This is a genomic window from Nocardia nepalensis, from assembly GCF_048910785.1.
Taxonomy (GTDB): domain Bacteria; phylum Actinomycetota; class Actinomycetes; order Mycobacteriales; family Mycobacteriaceae; genus Nocardia; species Nocardia nepalensis.
Genome location: NZ_JBKBET010000036.1, coordinates 1 through 14,148 on the forward strand (window position 1 = coordinate 1; position 14,148 = coordinate 14,148).

Consider the following 14,148-nt stretch of genomic DNA (forward strand, 5'->3'; position numbering starts at 1 on the left):
ACACTCGGGAGAATGTCGGGAAAAAATCTGGAACTCTGGTAGCCTCCAAACCTATGAGCAACCTGCTGGACGAGTTGGACAAGAGCATCGCCGAGCTGCGGCGCGCGATCCGCGATGCATCCGCCGCCGGCGACACGGAGCGGGTCGGCGAACTCCGGGTGCAACTTCGCCGAACAGAACGTGCGTGGGATGCACTGCTGGAGACCGACGAACCGACCCAGTCGGCCAACATGCCGGGCCAGCCGACATCGGCCGAACCCCCATCGACGGCGCTACCTGCTCGCGAGCACGTACAGCGAGCGTTGGTGCTCCTCCAGACACCCGCCGCGCCGAAGCTCATCGTCGACGTCCACGACGCGTTCTTCCCTGGAGACCTGACGACAGCCAAACTGTCGAGTCTTCGCCGCGACGAAGAGCGGTCATACCGTGCTGCTCCCGGCGCTCGCCCCTACTACCTGTGCCCGGCACTCAACCACGAGCTTCTGTCGCCGGCCAGAGCATTGCTCACGATCAGCACCTGGTCGCTCGAGCAACGCATCGTCGGCCCACTCTCGCCGCGGGTGAACTTTCTTACCGGCGCGATTCGAATCGCCGAGGCAATTCGTGGGATGCGAACAGCTGGTTCGGAACCCACGCCGGCCGCGATGCGCTTGCTGTGGCGGTTCGCGACCAACATCCCCGACGCGATGCCGCCGGAGGCGAGCCTCGTCGTCAAGGACCTGGACCAGGTGATCGACGCGGCCCTCACCGAATTGGAAGTTCACTCAGACGCCGATCACGCGGCCAGAACCGCGTCCGCGCGACGCGCACGAAAGCAACTGAACGACGAACAGCAACTGTTCGGCGCACCGCTGCGACAGGCCCGGCTTGAGCAAGCCGACTCCTGACACAGGAACAACCCTGATAGACCCTTCTGCCCCTTCTCCTCAAGGAATCACACTGCCGTGAAGGTAGCTCCTGACAGCCGTTTGGACGCGTTGCGTGGGTCCGCGACCCGTCTGAACTTCAACGCTCGGTCACTGGCCGCGCTCGAGAACAATCCGCGCTGCACCCTGCGATCGGTCCTGGACGCCTCCGGCTCCAACAAGAAGGACATCGCGGAACATGCTGGATACCGAACTCAGTTCGGCCAGTCCACCTTCGCCATCACCCGTGGCAACAACTTCGAGAAGATGGTGAAGGCCAACGGATGCGCCGAACTGCTGCGCGTACTCCGAGACGTCCTCGACCTCCCCATTCCGCAAGTCGGGTACCGGGATCTCAATGACATCGGCGGGGTCAGCACACCGTCAGTCCGTCACAGCGAGACCGAAAAAGCGCTGGTCGCGGCTGCCCGAGGCGATGGAGATGGTCCCCTGTACGACCATCCGCTACTGCGTTTGGAGGTCGGCGGCCAGCTCGTATTCCTCGAGCCGGACCTGGTCGCGTTCAAGTTCGGCGACAAGTTCTACGTCGTGGAGATCAAGAGCTTTCCGGTCGTCGACGGACAGGCTGACCCCGCACTTGTGAAGTCCGCGACCACCCAGGCATGCGCCTACATTCTCGCGCTCCGCACGATGCTCGCGGATGCCGGCATCAACCCAGACGTCGTGTCCGACAAGATCGTCCTCATCGGGCCGAAGAACTTCACCAACCGACCGACTGGAGCATTTGTCGACGCGCGGAACCAGGTAAAGAACCTCGCCCGGCAGCTGGACCGAATCGAACGCATCGGCAACCAGCTCGACCTGCTGCCCCAAGGCACGACATTCGACCTGGACAAAGACAAAGATGGACATCCTCAGCGTCCGCAGTCCGAACTGTTGGAAGCGCTCGACTCCGTGCCGGCTGCGTATCGGCCGGACTGCCTCAGCCATTGCGAAATGGCCTTCTTCTGCCGGTCGCGGGCGCGGGCCTGCGGAAGTCTCGATGTCCTCGGACCAGCGGTCACCGAGCCTTTGGGCGGTATCGACACCATAACCATGGCATTGGGGCTCGCGCGCGGCGAACTCGAGCCGAACCAAGAACAGGTCGAGATAGCTGTCGCGCTGCGACACGCGGCGCGGCTGCGCGCCGAACTGGTCGACATCGGCGGTACCTCGACGAGGGGCGGGCGATGAGCAAGGTCTCGGCCCTTGCGCGCCTCGAAGCGATGGAATCGATGAGGGCAGTGCCCATCACGAAATTTCGCCACCGACGACTTTCAGCCAAACCACTGGTGGTCATCCCGCTAGTTATGGCCGGCGAGGCTGGGTCACCGCTCGCGGTGATGGTCGGATCCGCGAAGCGGTCGGCACGACTGATCATCGTCGGTCAGCCCCGCAATCCTGATCAGCGTTTCATCTTCGCTGCTGAATTCGGCAGCGTCGTGATGAAGTACATTAATGAGTTCCGCACAAACCGCCGCGAGATTCGCACCAAAGGCGGCGGATCGCGATCTCAGTTCGTTGCCGCCCCGCAGATTCTGGTGCCCAACCGTGGTGGGATCCAGGCACTGAAGGATCTGGGACGTACCTGCCGCTTCCGCAAGACAACCGGCGACTATCCAGTACCCGCTGTCGTGCCTGAGCTGGGCACATGGCTTACAGCCCTGACCGACTCCGCGGAGCAGGCCGGAACCTCGATGCTACTGGCCGTCACCGATCTTCTTACTGAACACTGGGCTACTGGTCAGAGCACCTTCGAGGACCAAAACCTGGCTTCCGTCATGGCTTGGATCGCCCCACCTCAGAACGTCAGTGTCGAGCAGGCCCTTCTCGACGCCGAAAACCCGGTCATCTGCCCACCCGCCGGACCGTCGACGTCTCCGGAATTCGATAATCGACAGCTGCAGTCGGCCATCCGGAACTTCGATGCCGCGCGGCAGTCCGGAAATGTGGATGCCATCAACGCCGCGCGGCAGGAACTTCACGACCTCATCGGCGAACAGATCAAACCAACGTGGCGAACGATGTGGGACGCCGTCGCTCAACTGAGCAGTGTCCCCGAGGCGCCAAGCGCGGCAAAACGTTTCGAATCGGACTGCGCAACGTTCACCGCGTTTTCCGACTACCAAGACTCTGGCACTGCGCTGCCCCAACGTGCACGAGACAACGCAGTAGGAGCCGCAAGACGACTCAGCCGACATGAACGGGCCATCGAAGAGTTCGAAGCTGACATGGCCTTCGACGACCCCTTCGTACTCGCCGACCGACGAAGCATCGGCGAAGCGTTCGCCGGAATCGTTGAAGCTGCAGAACCTGACCGAGTCGTCATCAGCGACAACAATCGTCGGATTTTGCGGCCTCGCTTCGTCATCCGGACTCTCGATCCCACCCGACTCACAGATGAAACCCAGTTGATCAGCCCTACCATGCCGGACGGCCACAAGGCCAAGATCGTCACAACAGAACTCGCCGCCGACTCCAGTCTCGTCACCGTCGAAGTCGTCGGCGGCATGGGCACGCCTGCCAAACCGAAATTCGGGTCGGTCCCCGAGGTCGGCCAAACCGTCGCCTACCTGCCGGATCCAGGCTGGCGACCCATACCTCAATTCCCACCTGCTGAGACAGCGCTGTGGACACACACCGACACGACGGCTCCCGATCTCGACATCTCGAATTCCATCACAGCGAACACCGAGGAGTGGGGCGATGACGACTGAGAACCTGATCGACGCCGATCCTGCTACACGGGCTGCAGCGGTCACGGAACGAATCATGACCGATCTAGCCGACTCTGATCACCGGGCGGTCGTGGTCGACTCACCGCCCGGAGCTGGCAAGAGCACGCTCGTCGTACGCGCTGCGGGCGAGCTCGTTGCCGGAAACGAACGTCCGATGATCGTGGCACAGACCAACAACCAGGTCGACGACCTCATCCTTGGGCTGGCTCGAGCACACCCAGGAATTCCGATCGGCAGACTCAGCGGCGGCGAGTACCGGCCATCGCCCGAGATCGCCGGTGCCTGCACCAGCGATACGAGCCTCGCTGCCCTGTCCGCGTGCCGAATCGTCGTCGGCACGTCCGCCAAGTGGGCGGTGGTTCGCGACAGCCAGTTCGGTTGGGCCATCCTGGATGAGGCGTACCAGATGCGCTCCGACAAGCTCCTGCAGATTGTCGAACGGTTCGATCGGGGACTGTTCGTCGGCGACCCCGGCCAGCTCGATCCCTTCACTATCGCGGAAACCGAACGGTGGACGGGCCTGCCGCACGACCCGACCAAGAACGGTGTCAGCGTCATGCTGCAGCACAATCCACACACTCCCGTGCACAAGCTGCCGGTGTCGTGGCGCCTCCCAGTGTCCGCTTCGCCCATTATCCAGGAAGCATTCTATCCACTGGTCGAATTCACCTCCGGCACGACAGAAGGCACACGATCCCTACAGTTCCGAACCAGGAGCTTCGGCTCCTCCGCACTCGACGAGACACTCGAGATGGCTGCGGCAACCGGCTGGGCCTACCATGAACTTCCCCGCCGCCATGTTCCCCGAACAGACGGTGAGACCGTCCAATCCGCGGCAGACCTCGCCACCAGATTGCTCGACCGTGGCGCCACCGGATACTGCGAACGCGACCCTGACGGTCGCGAGCTCCAGGCCACCGACATCGCGATCGGAGTGGCGCACCGCGACCAAGCCGACCTCATCCGAGCCGCGCTGAGTCGATCCAACAACCCCGCTGCCCGAGAGATCACCGTCGACAACGCCAACCGGCTTCAGGGGCGCGAGTACGAGGTCGTCATCGTGATGCACCCGCTGTCAGGCAGACGTGATGCGACCTCATTCCACCTCGAGTCCGGCCGATTGTGCGTTTTGACCTCTCGGCATCGCCAGGCCTGCATCGTCGTTGGCCGAGCAGGGATCACCGACCTACTGGACAGCCACCCGTCAACCGAGCCGATCCACCTCTCGGTGCCGGCGAAATTCCCTGACGGCTGGCAAGCGAACCAGGTGGTCATGGCTCACCTCGCCCAGAACCGGATAGGAGCATGACTGCCATCACCATTCCCACCGGCTCGGGTGCTGACGTGACTCGGGTGCCGCGCGGACTGCGCAGGGTGACTTCACCTTCACCCTGCAGAATGCGGCACAAAATGATCCCACACGGCACGAAGTCAGATTATTCCCATTCATTTACATTGGGAACGGGTCGCCGGGTGTACCTGCTCTCCTCCATGTTTATCCAATACGCTCGACCACACCGTCAGTAGTATTCGCGCACGTAACCGAGTGCCTTCTCGAACACATCGCTGTCCCGAATCTTGAACTGTATGTAGAGGGTTTGGCGCAGTACCTGACGAACCTGCTTGTCGCCTTGGATCGTGTCCTGCCAGCCGTCGAAGCGGACACCCCGCACCACTTCGTCGATCCGGCTCACCACATTGCCGACAATGATGGGTGTCTCGTCGGTTTCCAGCGCCTCGAACAGTTCGGTCAGCGCTGCCTGCCCCTGCTCCTCGCGCGGGACCTGCTCCGCAGCCTTTTCCGCCACCGTGTCGCGAGCCAACTCCAGCAGATCACGCAAAAACTTGAGGCCCGATTGCTGGATCCCGGCGTATTTTTCGCGCAGCGCGTTGAGACGCTGACCAAGTTCGACGAAGACCGGGTTGTTGAGATGACGAGCGATACGTGCGGTGACCTGCTTCTCTATCTCCTCCCTCGACACATCGGGCCCTTTGCCCTGCATCAGATCTTCGATGGTCGCCGCGTCGAGCACGATCTCCTCGGAGCTCTGCGGAATCTCGACCTGTACATGCTCGTTGATTAGAACGATGGTTTTGGCCCCGAGCGCATGCCACACCAGACGGCCGGTGACGTCGGACGGCCGCACCGACTCGTAAACATCTGTGAGCCAACGGTAATCGTCGCGGAAGGAAGTAAGGATCGGATCGGGGCTCAGTGCCTCCCACAACTGGGAGACGATGCTGTAAGCCCGGCCGAACGCGTCTTTGGTGTCATCGTCCGCGATCGCGGACTGAGCCTGGACGAGACCTTCGTACCCGCCAACTGTTCGATCGACCCCCGGGAAGAAGGCCAGTGCCGTCGCTATGGCCGAACACACTCGATCGATGTGTCGTGGATGCCGGATTTGCAGGCAGGATGGTGAAGCCTTCGGCCAGTGATCGGCGGTGCGGTTGACCGGTCCGTGTCTGACCAGCCCCCGGCAAGGCGAGTCGACTCCGCGACCGATATCTGTGTCTACTGGCATGACGCCCTCTACGGACTCAGCGTTGCGTGAGGTGGTGGGCGCGGAGCCGCTATGGATCCCGTGACTCAGAGGTACTGAGCACCTTATCTTTCCGGCTTGTGTGTCGGTCACCCGACGTACTCTGGCGCCGATGAGTATTGCAGGCGTAGAGGGTGCGTATCAGGGGGCTCTTCGGGCGTTCAAGACCCCGATGCTCGATTTGCTCCATCAGACGTATGCGCCGTTTGTGGTGACCATGTTGGCGACAGTGTTCACGGTCGAGCGTTCCGCGGTGGCCGTGGCGGACGCGCATGCGGAGATCAGCGATGCGTTGAACCAGTTGCGCGCAGTGGGATACGGCGAGGAAGACCAGTTGCCATTGCCGGTGGGCAGCGCGCGTGATCTGTGCCGTCAGTGGGTGAACGCTGGGTGGCTCGTGCGCCAGGTGCTGGACAACGAGGTCGAGGTGTATCGGCTATCTGCGCACGGCGTGGGCGCGTTGGAAGTTGCGGGCCGGGTGGGAGGTTCGCGGACACGGGTGTCGGAGTCGCGGGTCCGGACGCTGTTGGAAGCAGTTGAGCGGCTGGCGCAGGACGCCGACCCGGATGTGACGGCGCGGATCGCCCGTCTGAGAGGGGAGATCCAGGAACGGCAACATGAGTTGCGGCGGCTCGAGGCCGGTGGCCCTGTCGAGTCGATCGATGATGAGCGGCTGGTGGAGGAGACGGAAAACGTTCTGCATTTGGCGCGGGAGCTGCCAGCAGACTTTGCCCGCGTGGCGGAGTCGATCAAGGCCATGCAGCGGGACGTGGTTGCTGATCTTCGGCAGGATGTCCGGCCGACGGGGGAGGTGTTGCGTGAATACCTCGAACAAGGACAGCAGATCATGGACGCAACGCCCGAAGGGCGCGCGTTCGCAGGGGCGTTGCGGTTGATCGGCGATCCAGAGCAGATCGATGATTTGTCGAGTAGGTTGCGCACGGTGCTGCGGCATCGGTTCACCGCACAGTTGACCGAACCGCAGCGGCGGGAGTTCACCGATATCGCACGCCGGATCGAACGAGGCGTCAAGGAGGTGCTGACAGCGCAGCGGCAAGCGTCGCACGTGATCACGACCCAGGTGCGCAACCATGATCCGATGCGGGACCGGCAAGTGGACGAGTTGCTCCGTGAGGTGATGACCGGCTTTCAACGATGGATGCCCGGCTCCCGGCGCGGTGAGCCAATCGAGCCCCTGCGCCGCCTACCAACCGCCAGCGTCGAGCATCTGCGTCAATCGGTGAGCGATCTACGCCCATTCCAGGCGCCCGCACCGCTGGCCGAGTGGAACCCGGACATGGTGCTGGACACCGATACCCGGGCATGGGGCGGCCCGAATTACGCGGCGCTGGATGAGCATCTAGCACGGTTCGCCGCCGACACGGACACCATCGAAATCGCGGCTGCGTTCGGTGCGGCACCCGAAAAGATCCGCCGCCCAGTCGATTTGCTCGGTCTGCTCGAGCTCGCGCATCGCGCCGGTATGACCGAAACTGGAGAGGTTGTGACCGTCGAGGCGGTCCGACCGGATCAAATTCGGCGGCGATTCGCGTTCGGTGGCGTGGTCGCGGCGACGAGGGAGGGGGCGGCGGATGAGTGAGACGAATGCCGACGACAGCTCGTGGTCGGAGATGGAGATCACTGGGTTCATCGACCCGGTGTCGATGGAGGAAGACCCGACCGAGTTGTTCGCCGGCGACACGGGCACGCTGGACGCGCAGGTGCGGCGGGTGCTGGTGAGACTGCTGCAGCGCCGGTTCCTGCTGGCCGACAAGAATCCGACGCAGTGGCGAACGCTACTAGAGAACCAGCAACTCATCGAGTCGCGGCTACACGACATGTTCGTCCGGCTCGTGATCGATCACGAGCGCGGCATCGCCCACAAGCAGCAGGTGCGATCAGCGGAACTCGATGTGCCGATCCTGTTGAGAGACGACCCCTACAACCGCGCCGAGACGCTGGTACTGGTCCACCTGCGCACGGTATTCCAGCAGGAACGGGTCGCCGGTGAGATGTCGGCGCGCGTCGATATCGAAGAGCTTGAGCAAACGGTGCTGACCTACTTCGATCCTGATGACACCAACCTGGCACGAGGGCAGCAAGAGATCCGCAGCGCGGTGACGCGGTTGGCCAAGGAGGGGTTGATCGAGGAGGAAACCTCGGGCCGGTACCGGATCACGCCGCTGGTGGAGGTCGTGATGAGCACGGAGAAACTCAGTGAGCTGAGTCAGTGGTTGCGTGAACGCAACGACGGCCCAGGCCACATCGACGACGCCACGGGAGACACCGCGTCATGAATATGATCGACACGCTGTTCGGGCTGATCCCCGAGGCGTCCCGCGGCGAGCAGTGGGTGGCGCGGGATCTGCAGCTTGTCAACTGGGGCGGGTACGACGGGCATCATCGTGTGCGGTTCGCGCCCGGCGCGACCCTGCTGTGCGGTGAGTCCGGATCGGGCAAATCGACTCTGATGGACTCCTATATCGCGTTGATCATGCCGCACACGATGCCGTTCAACGGAGCCTCCAATGGTGGTGTCGTCGGTCGGCCGCGTGGCAAGGATCAGCGCAACATCCTGTCGTATGCGCGGGGGAAACTCGATGAATCCCGTACTGGCGGCGAGACGAAGGCCCGGGTTCTGCGCGGCGACGGCCGGGACACCTGGTCGGCGATCGCGATGACATGGGTGGATCAGTCCAGTGCGCAGTTCACTGCCGTGCGGGCATGGTATGTGCCGTCGTCGGCCCGCTCCCTCGACGACCTCGTCAAGGTACGAGCCACCTGCGACGGACCCTTCGACCTACGCATGCTGGCGGGACCGGCGAACAAGCGGCTCGCCGAGCCCGCAGTGAAAGCACTCGGACTTACCTGCCACCCCACAGATCTGGAGTACACCGCGCGGCTGCACACTGCCCTCGGGATCGGCGCCGCCGGTGACGGAAACAAAGCAGTCGCGCTGCTGGGCCGGATTCAGGCAGGACAGCAGATCACTACCGTCGATGCGTTGTACAAAACAATGGTTCTCGAGGAACCCTCCACCCTGTCCACGGCTGATGAGGTGGTCAAGCAGTTCGACGAACTGTCCAGCACGCGCAAACAGATGACCACGGCGCGCCAGCAGGTCAGGGCTCTGACCCCGATCCGGGAGCATTGCAGCACAATCCACGACGCGCGCGAGCGCGTGCGCATGATCGAGGTCATCGGATCGTTCACCGACTCCTCGTCGCCAGCGTGGTTGTGGCGGCACGAACGACGAGTCGAGTTGCTGCGCGCTACCAAGGAAGACCTACGGCAACGTCGCGAGGGAGCCGACCGAGAAGTCGATGCGCAGTCGGCTCTCGCCGATGCGGCCAAATCCGAACTGGAAGGAGTAGCAGAGACTCTGCGTGCTTCCGGCGGCGACAGGTTGGACAGAGCCCATGGCGCGCTTCGCGAGGTGGACAAGCGACTCGACGAGGTCAGACGGGCGCGCACGCGACTCGACAAAGTGTTGCATGTCCTGGACGCCGAGGTAGCCGGTGAAGAGGATTTCGCTGCGTTGGTCATAACCGCACGCCGATTGCTCGATGACAAGATATCCAGGCAAACCGCTCAGAACAACTTCGCCGAAGCTAAGGCGCACCAGACGACCTTGAAGCACGGACTGGTGGAGTTACGTGCCGAGCGCAAGGCCGTCGCGGCTCGTCGGGGCAATATCCCCACCGAGTTGCATCGAGCGCGCGCGGCGCTCGCGGAGGCCGCTGGTCTCACGCTGGATGATCTGCCGTTCGTCGGTGAACTGATCGAGGTGCATACCGTATTCGAGCCGTGGCGCGAAGCATTCAACCTCGCCCTGGGCGGGTTCGCCACCAAGATGCTGATCGACATCGCACACCTGAACACGTTTCGCGAAAAGATCAACACCGTGCGCACCGTTAGGCGCATCCAGTTCGAGGGCGTGCGGACCGGATTGCGGGACGAGATCGGGCTCGACGATCGCAAGCTGCCCGGCCGCCTCGACTATCGTCCCTCGCCGTTCACGGCCTGGCTCAAAAGCGAACTCGTCAACCGGTTCGACTATGTCTGCGTCGAAAACCCCCGTCTGCTGCCACAGCATCCCAAGGCACTCACGATCACCGGTCAGATCTCGGACGGCACACGCGGTGCGCACGGCGGCCAGGGACGGGCCAACGTCCTCGGCTTCACCAACGACCGGCTGCTGAAGGGCCTCGATGAACAGATTCGCGACGCCGAGAAACACGAGACCACCGCGGACAAGCGATTGAAAGACGCGCAGGACGCCCTCGACTCCTTCGAAGACCGCCGCAGCGCCTACCGTGCTGTAACCGAACTGTCCTGGGATCAAGTCGATGTCGACTCCGTCTCGGCCGAACGGGACCGATGGACAAAAATCATCGACGAGGTTCACTCGAACAACCCCGAAATCGACCGGCTGCAAGCGCGATTGAATGCGCTGGAGGCCAAGGTGAAGGACCTCGCCGAGAAAGCGGTCCGGGCCAAGCTGAAAAAGGAAGGCCTCGACGACGCTTGGAAAATAACCACCGCCGACGCAGCCGACGCCCAACAGGAACTCGACACCGCCCGCCAGTCCGGTCGCGAGATCAGCGCGGAGCATCGCGACTATCTCACCGCATTGTTCGGTACGGGAATCACTGGCGATGTCCCAGCCGACGAGGCCCTCAAGCGATTCGATGCCGCCACCCACCGTGTGACCGATCGGCTCGCCACCGATCGACTGACGGCGACGAACGCGATCGCCCGGGCCAGAAACGCACTGTCCGAAACGTTTTCGACATTCGTCGAACGCTGGCCGAACCCGAACCTCGGTACCGATCCTGATGCCTCCTACGATGATTTCGAACGCCTGCTCACCGACCTGGAGACCAGCCGACTGCACGAGCTGGAAAGCCAATGGCGCGACAGCCTGCTGAAACTGTCGGGCAACGACCTCACCAGCCTCGACAGCGAACTCGCCACGGCCATCCGGGAGATCCGCGACCGGATCGAACCGGTCAACCGCATCCTCGCCGACCTGGCTTTCTCCGATGATGACCATCGACTGCAGATCGACCCACAGGAAAGCCACTCGACCGTTCGCGCTCGCTTCCGCAAGGAGCTGCGTGATGTCCGCCGCCTGATCGACCAGGCCGGCACCGACACCGAACGCGAGCGTGCCTACGGCCGGATGGCCAAGGTGATCGACCGCATCCGACGCACGGCCCCGGACTTCGCCGACCTGATCGACGTGCGCAACCACATCCGCATCAGCGCCGAAAAGCGCAACGCCGCAAACGAACACGTCGCGCTCTACGACCACATCGGAGAGAAATCCGGCGGCGAGTCCCAGGAACTGGTGGCCTTCATCGTCGGCTCGGCCCTGCGCTATCAGCTGGGCGATGCGGGTGCTGAACGGCCCCGCTACGCTCCAGTCTTTCTCGACGAAGCGCTCATCAAGGCCGACGCCCGCTACACCGGTCGCGCCATCGGTGCCTGGCGTGGTCTCGGATTCCAGCTCATTATCGGCGCCCCCAACGACAAGAACAGCGCCATCGAACCGCATGTCGATGCCGAGTATCTGGTGCTCAAGGACACCCAGAGCCGCTCGTGGGCCAAACCCATTATCGGCGTGCCCGAGGAGCAGGAGTGACCGCCCGTCTGGTGACAGTGCAGGAGGCCGTTGACTCGGTTTGCCGCAGAATCGACCAGAAGTGGGCCGACGCTGTGTGCGCCGAGCACGGTATCGATGCCCCCGTGACCTTTTCGGTGCCGCTTCGCCCCGGCCTGTCGACGGGGAAAAGAGTCGGGCAGATCGGGTACGACCGCTGGCACGAATGGCATGTGGCCTGGCGCCTGTTCGAGACAAAAGTCATCAGTGGAATCGAACGGGTCCAGATCATCCGCAAACCGGTGACGATCCGCGGTGTAGCTGATGAGTTCCCGGCGATGCTCGTAGCCGAAACTCCCGCCGCCGCTATCGAACTCGTGGCCCGAGCCCAAGCGAGCCCCCTGGCCGTCGACATCGATCGGGCCCGCTCCCTCGCCGCGGCACTCGCCGCCGTCGGCGCGAGTCTGACTCCAGCAACCTTGAAGGGCACCTACCGGCTCGCCGACTCCGACACAGCAGTTCTGTTCGAGGCTGTGTCCTGGTTACGCGACCACCCCGACGTGGGCGGCTGGACCGCCCGCCAGCTCCCGGTCCCCGGTATGCACTCGAAGTGGCTCGAAACCCACGGTGCGCTCCTGGCGATGGTCGCAGGCCGCGACGTGCGCGCCGAAGTCAGGCCACGACTCGCCGTCGTTCACCTGACCTACGTCGACCACGACTACGCCGCTTCGGGCAGACGCAGGCACGACTCGTGGACCACCGGCGACGTACACAATCTCGCGTACGAGCCCCGGGTCGTCCTCATCGTCGAAAACCGTGACTGCCGCCTCTGGTTCCCACCTGCTCAGGACACGATCATCGTCGAAGGAGGCGGCAAGGCCGCCGCGTCTCTGCTTGCCAGCATCGCCTGGATACGCGAGGCCGAACACGTTGTCTACTGGGGTGATATCGACGCCGACGGCTATGCGATCCTCGATCGGCTTCGCGCCGCGATGGGCACACCTATGACCGACAGCTTGCCTGTCAAGACCGTCCACTCCATCCTCATGGACGCTGCCGACCTGCACCGGTACGCCCGTCACGGCGTGAACCACGACAAGGCCGGTCGCCCGATCAAGCCTTCGCCGGCGCGGCTCACCCACCTCACCCAGTCCGAAGCGGACGCCTACGACTCCGTCGCCACCGCAGGACCCGCGCCTTTCCGGCGAATCGAGCAAGAGGCAATGCCACTTTCTGACGTTGCGGCACGACTTGAGTCATTGATCAACACTCTCTCGACTCCGACCTTGCTTCCCGATCGGTGACACCTCGATCCACACAGCCAGATCTGAGATACGCCCGACGACAACGATCGTTTGACCAGTGGGTTTCTTGGGAAACGCTGAGGACTGACGCGGATTCTGCTACCAGGCAAACAGTCCTCGCTCCACATGCCACCTCGCTCCCGGATCATCACCTGAGCCGCCCTGGCATAGCGATCACGACTTGTTTATCGAAAGAGCAAGGTCCAGAACCCGCCGATGACACCGCTCACCAAGTTCAGTGAGCGCCGTCACCGAATTTCAGTCGGAAGCGGGCGCTCCCCCGACCTCCGCTGGATCTGCGCACGCAAGGTACTCGTCGCGTGCGCTAGCCGAGCTGAGCGCCAGCGATCCGGCCAGCCAGGCCCTGTCTCCGCGATTCGGCGCCTGTTCGTTCAGTGCGCGGGCGAGTGGGCGGACGGCGGTACCCGCGGGGTCGCTGTAGCACGGATAAACATCGACATGATCGGCGAACCCACCCGTCCTGGCCGAAGCCGAACTCATCGAAGCGACCACCGCCGCCCTGGCCGCCGTCGGCCTCCACACCGTCACGGTGCGGCTGTCCGACCGCCGCTTCGTCAGCGCCCTGGCCACCGACGCCGGACTGCCAGCCGACTCCTGGGACCGCTTCTTCATCACCCTCGACAAGCTCGACAAAATCGGCTGGGACGGTGTCCGCGCTGAACTCACCGACATCGGCCTGCCGATCGAGTCGATCACAGCGGCTTTGGACAAGATCAGCAGTCTCCGCGAAGTTCCCGCCGAGAAACTCGCCGACACCCTCACCACTGCCGTGCCGAGCCTGCCCGCAACCGTGATCGAGGATCTTGCGGCCACCTCCGCCAGCCTCGATCGACTGGCCCAGCAGCGACCGCTGCAGTGGAGTTCGACCCCACACTCGTGCGCGGCATGGGCTACTACACCGGCCAGATCTTCGAAATTACCCACCCCGAGGTGTCCAGCTCCGTCGCCGGTGGCGGCCGATACGACAAACTCATCGGCCGTTCTCTCGGCAAAGAAGTGCCCGCCTGCGGATTCTCGATCGGGTTCGAACGA

The 14,148-nt window shown here is 63.3% G+C and carries 9 protein-coding genes and 1 pseudogene; 9 read left to right on the forward strand and 1 reads right to left on the reverse strand.

Annotation, left to right across the window (positions count from 1 at the left end):
• Positions 1-53: 53 nt before the first annotated feature.
• The 4 genes from ACHQ4I_RS29815 to ACHQ4I_RS29830 are packed head-to-tail and all read left to right on the forward strand — an operon-like array spanning position 54 to position 4,952.
• Positions 54-887, forward strand: coding sequence for a hypothetical protein (locus tag ACHQ4I_RS29815; RefSeq protein WP_420775205.1), 834 nt, complete (start codon positions 54-56; stop codon positions 885-887).
• A 57-nt stretch (positions 888-944) separates the two neighbouring features.
• Positions 945-2,099 carry a hypothetical protein gene (locus tag ACHQ4I_RS29820; RefSeq protein ID WP_420775206.1) on the forward strand — a complete coding sequence of 385 codons (1,155 nt, stop codon included), beginning with the start codon at positions 945-947 and terminating at the stop codon, positions 2,097-2,099.
• Complete coding sequence (locus ACHQ4I_RS29825) at positions 2,096-3,622, forward strand: hypothetical protein (RefSeq protein ID WP_420775207.1); 1,527 nt, start codon at positions 2,096-2,098, stop codon at positions 3,620-3,622. Before ACHQ4I_RS29820 ends, ACHQ4I_RS29825 begins: the two co-directional genes overlap by 4 nt.
• A 55-nt stretch (positions 3,623-3,677) precedes the next feature.
• On the forward strand, positions 3,678-4,952 hold the full coding sequence (locus ACHQ4I_RS29830) for an AAA domain-containing protein (RefSeq protein WP_420775208.1): 1,275 nt from the start codon (positions 3,678-3,680) through the stop codon (positions 4,950-4,952).
• A gap of 211 nt (positions 4,953-5,163) precedes the next feature.
• Here the strand turns inward: ACHQ4I_RS29830 and ACHQ4I_RS29835 are convergent, their stop codons facing one another.
• Complete coding sequence (locus ACHQ4I_RS29835) at positions 5,164-6,168, reverse strand: hypothetical protein (protein ID WP_420775209.1); 1,005 nt, start codon at positions 6,166-6,168, stop codon at positions 5,164-5,166.
• A gap of 130 nt (positions 6,169-6,298) precedes the next feature.
• Here ACHQ4I_RS29835 and ACHQ4I_RS29840 point away from each other — a divergent pair, with 130 nt between their 5' ends.
• From ACHQ4I_RS29840 to ACHQ4I_RS29860, 5 genes and pseudogenes are all read left to right on the forward strand, one after another.
• Positions 6,299-7,786 (forward strand): DUF3375 domain-containing protein, encoded by a 1,488-nt coding sequence (locus ACHQ4I_RS29840; protein ID WP_420775210.1) that lies wholly within the window; start codon positions 6,299-6,301, stop codon positions 7,784-7,786.
• Positions 7,779-8,483, forward strand: coding sequence for a DUF4194 domain-containing protein (locus ACHQ4I_RS29845; protein ID WP_420775211.1), 705 nt, complete (start codon positions 7,779-7,781; stop codon positions 8,481-8,483). The genes ACHQ4I_RS29840 and ACHQ4I_RS29845 overlap by 8 nt, the downstream gene beginning before the upstream one ends.
• Entirely contained in the window at positions 8,480-11,833 is a 3,354-nt protein-coding gene (locus tag ACHQ4I_RS29850) for an ATP-binding protein (RefSeq protein WP_420775212.1), read from the forward strand. Before ACHQ4I_RS29845 ends, ACHQ4I_RS29850 begins: the two co-directional genes overlap by 4 nt.
• Complete coding sequence (locus ACHQ4I_RS29855) at positions 11,830-13,095, forward strand: Wadjet anti-phage system protein JetD domain-containing protein (RefSeq protein WP_420775213.1); 1,266 nt, start codon at positions 11,830-11,832, stop codon at positions 13,093-13,095. Before ACHQ4I_RS29850 ends, ACHQ4I_RS29855 begins: the two co-directional genes overlap by 4 nt.
• Before the next feature lie 876 nt (positions 13,096-13,971).
• Positions 13,972-14,139: pseudogene (locus ACHQ4I_RS29860) on the forward strand (ATP phosphoribosyltransferase regulatory subunit); the annotation flags it as partial.
• Positions 14,140-14,148: the final 9 nt, after the last annotated feature.